Origin of the sequence: Pseudomonas tremae, from assembly GCF_001401155.1 — a bacterium.
Lineage (GTDB): Bacteria > Pseudomonadota > Gammaproteobacteria > Pseudomonadales > Pseudomonadaceae > Aquipseudomonas > Aquipseudomonas tremae.
Map to the genome: position 1 here is coordinate 206,620 of NZ_LJRO01000153.1, position 12,151 is coordinate 218,770.

The 12,151-nt window shown below is 60.9% G+C and carries 8 protein-coding genes; 3 read left to right on the plus strand and 5 right to left on the minus strand.

Annotation, left to right across the window (positions count from 1 at the left end):
- Window positions 1–10: 10 nt before the first annotated feature.
- On the plus strand, window positions 11–3,400 hold the full coding sequence (gene mscK / locus ALO43_RS10855) for a mechanosensitive channel MscK (protein ID WP_005888379.1): 3,390 nt from the start codon (window positions 11–13) through the stop codon (window positions 3,398–3,400).
- 63 nt (window positions 3,401–3,463) lie between these two features.
- On the opposite strand, the gene ALO43_RS10860 is transcribed toward mscK, so the two are convergent.
- From ALO43_RS10860 to ALO43_RS10880, 5 genes are read right to left on the minus strand one after another with little or no spacing between them, the layout of a single operon-like run.
- Entirely contained in the window at window positions 3,464–5,197 is a 1,734-nt protein-coding gene (locus ALO43_RS10860; protein WP_054997487.1) for an acetyl/propionyl/methylcrotonyl-CoA carboxylase subunit alpha, read from the minus strand.
- A complete protein-coding gene (locus ALO43_RS10865) occupies window positions 5,194–6,798 on the minus strand; it encodes a 5-oxoprolinase subunit B/C family protein (protein WP_054997488.1) in 1,605 nt (534 codons plus the stop codon). Before ALO43_RS10865 ends, ALO43_RS10860 begins: the two co-directional genes overlap by 4 nt.
- A gap of 9 nt (window positions 6,799–6,807) precedes the next feature.
- Window positions 6,808–7,605: a putative hydro-lyase gene (locus tag ALO43_RS10870; protein ID WP_054997489.1), complete on the minus strand. Its 798-nt coding sequence runs from the start codon at window positions 7,603–7,605 to the stop codon at window positions 6,808–6,810.
- Window positions 7,606–7,607: 2 nt separating this feature from the next.
- On the minus strand, window positions 7,608–8,372 hold the full coding sequence (locus ALO43_RS10875; protein ID WP_024668627.1) for a LamB/YcsF family protein: 765 nt from the start codon (window positions 8,370–8,372) through the stop codon (window positions 7,608–7,610).
- 16 nt (window positions 8,373–8,388) lie between these two features.
- Complete coding sequence (locus ALO43_RS10880; RefSeq protein ID WP_054997490.1) at window positions 8,389–9,621, minus strand: NRAMP family divalent metal transporter; 1,233 nt, start codon at window positions 9,619–9,621, stop codon at window positions 8,389–8,391.
- Between the two features lie 253 nt (window positions 9,622–9,874).
- On the opposite strand from ALO43_RS10880, the gene ALO43_RS10885 reads away from it, so the two are divergent.
- Entirely contained in the window at window positions 9,875–10,540 is a 666-nt protein-coding gene (locus ALO43_RS10885; protein ID WP_081004301.1) for a GntR family transcriptional regulator, read from the plus strand.
- Window positions 10,541–10,677: 137 nt separating this feature from the next.
- Window positions 10,678–12,141, plus strand: coding sequence for a protein adenylyltransferase SelO (gene selO, locus ALO43_RS10890; protein ID WP_054997491.1), 1,464 nt, complete (start codon window positions 10,678–10,680; stop codon window positions 12,139–12,141).
- The last annotated feature ends 10 nt before the right edge of the window (window positions 12,142–12,151 follow it).

Genomic DNA, 12,151 nt, shown 5'->3' on the forward strand with positions numbered 1-12,151 from the left:
ACCGGTGTCTATGTTTTCCCTGCGTTCCATTTGTGCTGCCGCACTGTTTGCGCTTTGCCTGTCCACCTTCCCGGCGCTGGCCGCCGACCCTCCGACCAGCGAGGCTGTGCAGCAAAGTCTCGACAAGATTGCCGACCGCAAGCTGCCTGATGCCGATCAGAAGGCATTGCAGCAGGTACTCGAACAGACATTGGCGTTTTTAGCCAGCAAGAAAGACAGCGAGCAGAAACTCGAAGCGCTCAAGCAACAACTGGCTCAGGCCCCCAAACAGACCTCGGAAAACCAGCGTGAACTGGCCCGCCTGAAAGAAAGCAAAGTGGTGCCCGTCGCCCAGCGCTACGGCGGCCTCGACGTGCCGCAACTGGAGCAGCTTCTCAGCCAGCGCAGCACCCAGCAAAGTGATTTGCAAAGCGAACTCAACGACGCTAACAGTCTGGCCATCACCGCGCAGACGCGACCGGAACGGGCACAGGCTGAGATCAGCGCCAATCAGACACGCATTCAGCAGATCAACGCCACCCTCAAAAGCGGCAAGGACAATGGAAAGACAATCAACGCCGACCAGCGCAACCTGCTCAATGCAGAACTGGCGTCGATCAATGCTCTGAACCTGTTGCGCCGCCAGGAACTGGCCGGTAACAGCCAGCTTCAGGATCTGGGCAATAGCCAGCATGATTTGCTGACTGAGAAAGTAGCGCGTCAGGAGCAGGAAATTCAGGACCTGCAAACCCTGATCAACGACAAGCGCCGCGCCCAGTCACAGAAAACCGTGGCCGACCTGTCTCTGGAAGCGCAGAAATCCGGGGGCAGCAGCCTGCTGGCAACCGAGAGTTCTGAAAACCTCAAGCTCTCCGACTACTTGCTGCGCGGTACCGATCGCCTCAACGAACTGACCCAGCAAAACCTCAAGACCAAGCAGCAACTCGACAACCTGACTCAGACCGATCAGGCCTTGAGCGAGCAGATCAACGTCTTGAGCGGCAGCCTGCTGCTGTCGAAGATTCTCTACAAACAGAAGCAGTCGCTGCCGCATCTGGAGCTGGACACTGGCCTGGCTGACGAAATCGCCAACATCCGCCTGTACCAGTTCGACATCAACCAGAAGCGGGAGCAGATGAGCACCCCGAGCGCGTACGTAGAACGCCTGCTGGCTACGCAAGCGCCGGAAAACGTCACCCCGCAACTGCGCCGAACCCTGTTGGACCTGGCCATCACCCGCAGTGACCTGCTAGAGCGCCTGAACCGCGAACTTAGCGCGTTGCTCAATGAATCCATCACACTGCAATTGAACCAGAAGCAGTTGACCAGTACCGCTCAGGGCCTGCGCTCCACGCTGGACGAGCAGATGTTCTGGATTCCCAGCAACAAGCCGCTGGACCTGGAGTGGTTTCAAAACATCTGGCCACGTCTGGAAAAACAGGTCGCGACCCTGCCCTGGACTTCCAGCCTCAGCGAGCTGTCGGACGGCCTGACGCAGCGGCCGCTGCTGTTTCTGCCACTGTTGCTGCTGATCGGTGTGCTCACCTGGAGACGCAAGGCGCTTTATCAGAAGCTCAACCGGTTGCACGCTGACATCGGTCACTTCAAGCGTGACAGCCAGTGGAAAACCCCGCTGGCGCTGTTGATCAACGTGCTGCTGGCCATGCCGGTCGCATTGGGGCTGGCGCTGTGCGGCTATGCCCTGCAGATCGACGCGCGCGGACAAAACGCCAATCTGGGCGAAGCGCTGCTGCAAATCGCCTTGGCCTGGCTGGTGTTCTACACCGCCTACCGCGTACTGGCACCCTCCGGCGTAGCGCAGCTGCATTTCCGCTGGGAACCAGCGCAGGTCGCGTTCCTGCGCGGCTGGGTTCGTCGCCTGGGGCTGGTGGTGCTGGCGCTGGTTGCCGTCGTAGCAGTCGCCGAGCACCAGCCTGCTGCGCTGTCTGACGACGTACTGGGTATCGGCGTCGTACTGACCTGCTACGCGCTGATGACCTGGCTGCTGGGCCGACTGCTGATCTCAAGCCCGACGCATCACAATGCTTCACTGTTCCGCAAAGCGATTGGCGTGGCATTCACGGCACTGCCCGTCGCGCTGTTTCTGGCGGTGTGCTTCGGTTATTACTACACAGCACTCAAGCTCAGCGACCGCCTGATCGACACGCTGTACCTGATGATGATCTGGCTGATGGTCGAAGCCACCTTCGTCCGTGGCCTCGGCGTAGCGGCAAGGCGACTGGCCTATCAGCGCGCACTGGCCAAGCGTCAGGCAGCCAGAGAAAACGGCGACAGCGATATCCCTGTCGAAGAGCCGAAGCTGGACATCGAACAGGTCAACCAGCAGTCGCTACGCCTGATCCGCCTGGCCTTGCTGGCCGGTTTCGTCGGCGCGCTGTATCTGGTATGGGCCGAGCTGATTACGGTATTCGCCTATCTGGACAACATCATCCTCTACGAATACACCAGCGGCACCGGCGCCAACATGAGCATGGTGCCCATCAGCCTCAGCGACTTCCTCGGCGCCGGGGTGATCATCGTCACCACTTTCGTGCTGGCGGGCAACCTGCCTGGCCTGCTGGAAGTGCTGGTGCTGTCCCGCATGAACCTGGCACAGGGCAGCGCCTACGCCACCACTACCCTGCTGTCCTACACCATCGCCGGCATCGGTTTCGTGACCACCCTGTCGACGCTGGGCGTGAGCTGGGACAAACTGCAGTGGCTGGTCGCAGCGCTGTCGGTAGGCCTGGGGTTCGGCATGCAGGAAATCTTCGCCAACTTCATCTCGGGGATCATGATCCTCTTCGAACGACCGGTGCGGATCGGCGACACCATCACCATCGGCGCCCTGTCGGGTACGGTCAGCAAGATCCGCATCCGCGCCACGACCATCACCGATTTCGACCGCAAGGACATCATCGTCCCGAACAAGACCTTCATCACCGGCCAGCTCATCAACTGGTCGCTGACCGACACCGTAACCCGCGTGACCCTCAAACTGGGCGTGGACTATGGCTCTGACCTGGACCTGGTGCGTTCGTTACTGCTGCAAGCGGCCCGCGAAAACCCTCGCGTCCTCAAGGACCCGGAGCCCATCGTCTACTTCCTGAACTTCGGCGAAAGCACTCTCGACCACGAACTGCGCATGCACGTACGCGACCTGGGCGACCGCAACCCGGTACTCGACGAGATCAACCGTTTCATCAACCGCGAGTTCAAGAAGCAGCACATCAACATCTCGTTCCGCCAGATGGAGATCTACCTCAAGAACACCCAAGGCCTGGAATACAAACTGGTGCCAGCCGAACCCGGCGACAAGAACAGCGCGCCTACCGGGCAAACAACACTGCAACCGGTAGACACCAAAGTGGCACCAGCCACCAAGGACGCGCCAGAGCCGCCTGAGTTGCGGCTGGACTGAGACAACCAACCCGACACGCGTCAACCGGGCAACAAAGCCCGGTTGTGCGTAACAGCGATTACATCAGGCCTCAACCCGCCCAATCACCACTTTTGCCTCCAGATACTCGCCAGGTTCCTTGCTCACCTTCAACTGCCCGGCACACGGTGCCAGTATCGATGTCTCCATTTTCATGGCTTCCATGATCGCGATTACCTGACCGGCTTCTACCGTCGCTCCGTCCTCGACCGCCCACGCATGCAGATTACCGGCTACTGGCGTAAGCACTGCGTGCGGGTCAGGCGCGTCTGTAGCTGGCTGACTGGCATCCGTCGGTGCGGCAGAGTTCAGGCTCATGCCATGTAGCAGCGCAGCAGGCAGGCCCAGTTCATGACGTTTGCCGTCGATTTCGACGAAGGTGCGCAGCACGCCCGGGTCGACCGGTGCGGCATTGCGCGGCGCGATAGTGACGTGTTCGGCGAAGTCGGTTTCGATCCAGCGAGTGTGTACGGCGAAGGTGCCGGCGGCGGTGAAGTCGTCGTGGTCCATGACGGCACGATGAAACGGCAGCACGGTGGCGACGCCTTCTACCTTGAACTCGGCCAGAGCGCGACGGGCGCGGCTGATGGCCTGTTCACGGGTTGCTCCGGTGACGATCAGTTTGGCGATCATCGAGTCGAAGTTGGGTGACACTCGCGAGCCGACTGTCACGCCGGTGTCCAGCCGCACACCCGGTCCGGACGGCGGCTGGAACACGTCGATGGTGCCCGGCGTCGGCAGGAAACCGTTGCCTGCATCTTCGGCGTTGATACGAAATTCGAAGCTGTGGCCGCGCGGCACAGGCGTGCCGTCGAACGACAGCGGCAGGCCGTCGGCCACGCGCAGTTGCTCGATGACCAAATCGATGCCGCTGGTTTCTTCGGTGACCGGGTGCTCCACCTGCAAGCGGGTGTTGACCTCCAGGAACGACAGCGTGCCATCACCGCTGAGCAGGAATTCGACTGTCCCGGCACCGACGTAACCGGCCTCGGCACACACCGCTCGTGCGGAATCGTGGATGCGCTGGCGCAGGTCGTCATTCAGGTAAGGCGCGGGTGCTTCTTCGATCAGCTTCTGGTTGCGACGTTGCAGCGAGCAATCACGGGTGCCGACAACGACTACCCGGCCGTGGCGGTCGGCGATAATCTGCGCTTCGATGTGCCGAGGGCGGTCCAGAAAGCGCTCGACGAAACACTCGCCGCGGCCAAACGCTGAAACCGCTTCACGCACGGCGGACTCGTACAGTTCGGCAACCTCTTCTAGCTTCCAGGCCACTTTAAGGCCGCGACCGCCACCGCCAAAGGCTGCCTTGATGGCAATCGGCAGGCCGTACTGCTCGGCGAACGCGACCACTTCAGAGGCATCTTTCACCGGGTTTTCGGTGCCTGCCACCAGCGGCGCACCAACTTTAAGCGCGATACGACGGGCCTGAACCTTGTCGCCCAGCGCATCGATGGTGGCTGGGTCAGGGCCGATCCAGGTCAGACCGGCGTCGATAACGGCCCGAGCAAAATCGGCGCGTTCCGAGAGGAAGCCATAGCCTGGATGGACCGCGTCGGCACCCGCGCGCGCTGCTACGGCCAGCAGTTTCTCGATACTCAGGTAGGTATCGGTGGGGCGCTCGCCTTGCAGGCCATAGGCTTCATCGGCCTGACGCACATGCAGCGCGTCGATATCGGCATCGGCATACACCGCCACCGAGGCGACGCCATAGTCACGGCAGGCTCGGGCAATACGAACGGCAATTTCGCCACGGTTGGCAATCAGAACCTTTTTCATCTGTTATCGGTCTCGTCTGAAGTGGCGGGGCGCACTGGCTCGAAGGCGCTCAGCGGGTTGAAACGAATGCGCGCATTGACCGGAATCTGCCCGGCCTTGTCGAGGTGATAGGTGGCAACTGCGCCGATCACCGGGTAGCCACCGGTCAGCGGGTGGTCAGCCAGGAACAGCACCGGCTGGCCGCTGGGCGGCACCTGAATGGCGCCAACCGTGGTGCCTTCGCTGGGCAGTTCGCCACTGACGGCACGCTCCAGCGACTGCTCGCCCGCCAGGCGGATGCCGATCCGGTTGGATTGCGGCGTCACCAACCAGGTCTGTTGCGCCAGCAGTTGCTGGGCATCGGCGGTGAACCAGTCGCTGCGCGGGCCCATGACCACATCCAGGGTGATGATCTGATCATTACGCGGCATCTCGAAGGCCGTTTGCTCGGCAGTCGATACTGCAAGGCCGCCGGTTTTGCGCTTGAACCCCAGCCGATCACCGGCTGCCAGCGCTGCGGGACCAACCTGCGCCAGTGTGTCGGTAGACAGGCTGCCGAGCACTGGTTCATGCACAAAACCACCCCGAACGGCCAGGTAGCTGCGCAGCCCGGCACTGGGCGAGCCGATGCTGACCTGATCGCCGCTCTGCAAAGAAAATGGCGCATAAAGCGGCGGCTGCAACTTTTGCCCATCGGCCGTCAACACGTCGACGATGAGTTGCGCACCTGTGACCGCAACAACTGTCTGGCCCTCACACGTGAACGTCAGGCCGCCCATGAGAATTTCCAGGCAAGCAGTTGCCGGATCATTGCCAACCGCGCGATTGGCCGCACGCAGTGCGCCACGGTCCAGCGCGCCAGAAGCCGAAACGCCCTGCCCGGCCTGACCGGGACGGCCCAGGTCCTGAAACAGGGTTTGCAGGCCCGGCGTGACGATGTGCAGATAGTCTTCGGTGACCGTTGAAACCTGCCGACGGACTGGCGCAGGCACCGAAACACCGGCCACGGGCAGAGGACCCGCGTCTTGAAAGCGCACCCGATAACCGGGCTGAAGCAAGGCTGGCTCGTCCCGGCCCAGGTCCCACATCGTCGATGGGGTCACACCAATGATCTGCCAACCACCAGGGCTGGCCTGTGGATAAACACCGCTGAAACCACCCGCCAATGCCACCGCGCCAGCCGGAATGCGGGTACGTGGCGTACTGCGGCGTGGCACCACGAAGCCCGCGCCGCCGCTCAGGTATGCGAAACCGGGCGCAAAGCCGCAGAACGCAACGTTGTAGTCGCTGCCAGTGTGGCGCTTGATCACTTCGTCGATGCTGATATCCAGCTCGCGGGCGACGTCGGCCAGGTCTTCGCCATTGTAATGCACGGGTATTTCAATGAGCTTGCCGGGCTCGCGAGCGGTGCCGCGGATGTCACGTGAGGCAATCTGCGCCGCCAGCGCATCGAAACCGATGGCGGAAGGACGAAAATGCACCAGCAGTGTTCGGGCCGCCGGGACGATCTCCTCAACGCCAGCGACAGGCTGCTGCTGCAGTGATTCGAACAGCGCAAGAGTCTCGTCCAGATTCGACAGTTCAACCAGCAGCGCGTCCAGGTTGGCCGGGTAGAAACGCATGAGCCTCTCCTATACGTGGTAGTAGCTGTCGGGAATATCGGTAATGAACATGTGGCCCGGCGCGTGGGAAATGGCAAACGGCACACGGGATGCCATGACCACCGCTTGTGGCGTTACACCACAGGCCCAGAACACCGGAATCTCGCCAGGTTTGATGGTCACCGCATCGCCGAAATCCGGACGCGCAAGGTCGCTGATGCCGAGCCGTTCAGGCTCACCGACATGCACTGGCGCGCCATGCACTCCGGGATAGCGTCCGGTTATTCTGGCCGCTTCTGCAACGCGGTCTGCTGCGATGGGACGCATCGACACCACCATGTTTCCCTGCAAGCGGCCGGCGGGCCTGCAGATACGATTGCTGCGATACATCGGCACGTTGCAGCCCTCGCTGATGTGTCGCACATCGATCCCGGCGTTCATCAGGTCGGTCTCGAAGGTGAAGCTGCAACCGATCAGAAAACTGACCAGATCACTGTGCTGAGCCCATATCTCGCGGGCGTCGCTGATTTCTTCGGCCAATTGGCCATCGCGCCAGACCCGATACAGCGGCAGGTCGGTGCGCAAGTCAGCATGTTCGGCAAGTAACGTGGTGTAGCTGCCGGGTTCGGTCACGTCCAGCACCGGGCAGGCTTGCGGGTTGCGCTGAGCGAACAGCAGAAAGTCATAGGCCCAGTCGCGTGGCAGTGTGATCATGTTGCATTGGGTCAACCCAGGCGCCTGGCCAGCAGTCGGCGAGACAAACCCTTCGCGGTAACGGGTACGGGCTTCGATGGCCGCCTGGCGGGCGTGTTGCAGTGTGCTGTTCATGATCAGCCTCGACTGAATGCGCGGACGGTAACGCCTGCTTCGTGCAAGCGGTCTTTCAGGATGCGGGCAATATTTACCGCGCCGGGGCTGTCGCCATGTACACAGATCGAATCAGCTTGCAGGCTGATCTCGCTACCGTCCTCGGCTTCGATGATGCCCTCGCGCACCAGGCGCAGCATGCGATCGGCGATCAGGCCGGCGTCGTGAAGTACGGCACCGGGCCGCGAGCGAGACACCAGCGTGCCTTCGACGGTATAGGCTCGGTCGGCGAATGCTTCGGCGACGCAAGACAGGCCCGCCTCCCGCGCCCAGCCGAGCAAGGGTGAATTGGCCAGGCACACAAGCTTCAGCGTGGGGTCAATGCGCAACAACGCCTGAATGACCGCCGCTGCCTGACGCTGATCGCCAGCAATGGTGTTATATAGCGCGCCGTGGGGTTTGACGTAACTCACGGTTGTTCCGGCGCTGCGGGCCAGGCCTTGCAATGCGCCGATCTGGTAGATGACATCGGCCATCAACTGATCGGTCGGAATGTCCATGTTGCGACGGCCAAATCCGACCAGGTCCGGATACGCCACGTGAGCACCGACCGAGACGCCGCGTGCGGCAGCGGCTTCAAGGGTGCGCAGGATTCCGGCCGGGTCGCCGGCATGAAAGCCACACGCCACATTGGCGCTGCTGACCACATCGAGAATGGCCTCGTCGTCGCCCATGCTCCAGGCGCCGAAGCTTTCGCCGAGGTCACTGTTCAGGTCTATCGCAGGCATTTGCTGTTCTCCGAAATCAGGCTGCATTGATGAAGGCAAAGATAGGACCTACCGACATGAACGCCATGTACCACGACAGCAGGCAAGTCAGTACGCCCAGCACCAACAACCAGCGTGGATAGTGGTAGCCGTCCATCATGTCGGAACGGCGCCAGCCGACGTACATGAAAATACTCAGGCCCAGCGGCAGGATCAGGCCATTGAAGCCACCGGCAAACACCAGTAGCGCAGCCGGTGGTTTGCCCCACATTACGTATACGACCACGGTAATCAGAATAAAGCCGACCGTGGCCAGGTTGCGCCCGCGTTCGGTGATATGTTTTGAAAACACCGTGATGAACGACATCGATGTATAGGAAGCGCCGATCACGCTGCTGATACCCGCGGCCCAGAGCACCAGACCAAACATGATCAGACCGAAGTTGCCGGCAGCTGCGGTAAACGCCTGGGCTGCCGGGTTTGCGCCCTTGCCGGACACATCGATGACGACACCACTGGCGACCACGCCAAGGATCGCCAGAAACAACACGTAACGAACAATCCCCGTGACCAAAATACCGGTCAGCGCAGCTCTGGACACCACGTCGATGTTCTCGACGCCGACTGTGCCGCGATCAAGCAAGCGATGCGCACCAGCATAGGTGATGTAACCGCCGACGGTGCCACCGACAATGGTGGTGATGGCCGCGAAATCGATCAGGTCCGGCAGAACGGTCTGGCGCAGCGCCTCCCCCAGCGGAGGATGTGACGCAAACGCGACAAACAGGATCAGGCCGACTTTCAGGGTGCCCAGCACCATCATGATGCGATCCATCGCGATGCCTGCCCGATGGGAGGAGAAGATCGCGATGGCGATCAACGCGCTCAACGCACCGCCCCACCTGGGGTCAAGGCCGGTCAGCGCATTCAAGCCCAGGCCCGCGCCGGCAATGTTGCCGAGGCTGAACACCAGCCCGCCAAAGATCACCAGCACCGCCAACAGATAGCCGCTGCCCGGAATCGCCGTATTGGCCAGATCGGCCGCGCGCATTCTGGTCAGAGTGACGATACGCCAGACGTTCAGTTGCACCACGAAGTCGATCAGGATCGATGCCAGAATGCCGAAGGCAAATGCCGCCCCCAAGGTCGCGGTGAAGGTAGCGGTCTGGGTCAGAAAGCCGGGGCCGATGGCAGAGGTCGCCATCATGAAGATCGCAGCTATCAAAGAAGCGCGGCGCGCCTTGGTGAACTCATTGGCAGTCTGTGTCACGGCGGCATTCCTGAGGTAGGGGGTAATCTGCCAGAGCAATGACCATGCCAAAGCTCAATCAAACAAGGCAACCTATAGATACATAACGATAATATTGTTGAACAATCTAATCAGCCTAGGTCACTCATTCGCACCATATTGTTACGCACGAACTCAAGAGTGCTACCTGATGAAGCATCTGGTGACCTTCGTCCTTGCCAGCCAATACGCTGTCGTGGAATATCGACCTGGCTTTTTTCTCTCTGGACCCTTTATGAACGATGCTGCTTCTGCCCTTCCTCGTACGCTTGGAGAATCAATCACCGCAGAGCTTCGCAGGATGCTGGTTGAGGGCGAGCTGGTCCCCGGTCAACGCCTCTCGGAAGCGACTCTGGCCGAGAGCCTGCAGATTTCTCGCAACACCTTGAGAGAAGCCTTCAGAATACTGACCCGCGAAGGGTTGCTCACTCATGAGCCCAACCGTGGCGTGACCGTGGCCAAGCCTGACATCGCTTCGATCATCGATATCTATCGCATCCGGCGCTTTATCGAATGCAGGGCGATCTCCCAGGCTTATCCACAGCACCCAGGTGTGCTGCACATGCGCAATGCGGTCGAGGCCGGCGTGCAGGCGCGTGAAGCCAGTGACTGGATTGCCGTGGGCACCGCTAACATGATGTTTCACAAGGCCATCGTCGAGCTGTCCGACAGCCCGCGACTGGTGGCCTTCTATGCGCAGATATCGGCAGAGTTGCGCTTGGCCTTCGGGCTGCTCAACAATCCCGAGCTGCTTCACTCCCCGTACCTCGACATGAACGCCGCCGTTCTCGGCTGTCTCGATGCAGGCAAGCCCTACGAGGCGATGCGCATGCTGGAGGATTACCTGGTGCAATCGGAGCGTACGGTGCTGGCCGCTTACGAGCGCAGCCGAAACCGATAGTCAGGGCCGATACCTGATCGCCAGAACTCCCGCTGATGGCCTGGGTCTACGGTTTCTGATCGTTGAAAACCGCCGACGAGCCCGACAGGCCGCCGTTCCGTTGCAAGCCTGACATTCTCCTCTGGAGGCGAAACGCTGTGAAAGCACTCGACGAACTCATTTTCGACAACCGCTTTGCCCGCCTGGGCGACGCGTTTTCCACCCACGTACTGCCCGAGCCAATCGACGCACCGCGTCTGGTGGTTGCCAGCCAGTCCGCCCTGGCGCTGCTGGACCTGGCCCCTGAACAGGCTGACCTGCCGCTGTTCGCGGAAATCTTCAGCGGCCACAAACTGTGGGCCGAAGCCGAGCCGCGGGCGATGGTTTATTCAGGCCACCAGTTTGGCTCCTATAACCCGCGTCTGGGTGATGGCCGTGGCCTGTTGCTTGGTGAGGTTTACAACGATGCAGGTGAGCATTGGGACCTGCACCTCAAGGGCGCGGGCCGCACGCCGTATTCGCGCATGGGCGATGGTCGCGCAGTGCTGCGCTCGTCGATTCGGGAGTTTCTGGCCTCTGAAGCGCTGCACGCGCTTGGCATTCCCAGTAGCCGCGCCGCTTGTGTGGTCAGCTCCAGCACGCCGGTTTGGCGAGAGACCCAGGAACACGCGGCTATGGTGTTGAGGCTGGCGCAGAGCCATGTGCGTTTTGGCAGTCTTGAGTACTTTTTCTACACCAAACAGCCCGAGCACCTGAAGACGCTGGCCGAACATGTGCTGACCATGCATTACCCGCAGTGTCAGGAGCAGCCTGAGCCGTATCTGGCGATGTTCCGGGAAATCGTCGAGCGCAATGCCGAGCTGATTGCCAAGTGGCAGGCTTACGGTTTTTGCCACGGTGTCATGAACACCGACAACATGTCGATTCTGGGCATTACCTTCGACTTCGGCCCGTTTGCGTTTCTGGACGATTTCGATGAGCACTTCATCTGCAACCACTCTGATCACGAAGGTCGTTACTCCTTCAGCAATCAAGTGCCTATTGCTCAGTGGAACCTCAGTGCGCTGGCGCAGGCATTGACGCCATTTGTGAGTGTGGAAGCATTGCGCGAGACAATCGGCCTGTTTTTGCCGCTGTATCAGGCGCACTACCTGGACCTGATGCGGCGCCGGCTGGGCCTGACGGTTGCCGAAGAACAGGACGACAAACTGATCAGTCAGCTACTGCAACTGATGCAGAACAGCGGCGTGGATTACACTCTGTTCTTCCGCCGCCTGGGCGATCAACCTGCTGCCGAAGCACTGCGCTCCTTGCGTGACGACTTTGTGGACATCAAGGGCTTCGACGGCTGGGCCGAGAAGTATCAGGCGCGTATCGCCCTTGAAGAAAGCGGCACCGAGCAGGACCGTCAGGCGCGCATGCACGCGGTCAATCCGCTGTACATTTTGCGCAACTACCTGGCCCAGAATGCCATCGCAGCGGCTGAAAAGGGTGACTACGAAGAAGTTCGCCGCCTGCATCAGGTGCTCTGCACGCCCTTCACCGAGCAACCCGGCATGCAAGGCTACGCCCAGCGCCCACCGGACTGGGGCAAGCATCTGGAGATCAGTTGTTCGTCATGAGGTTTTTGAT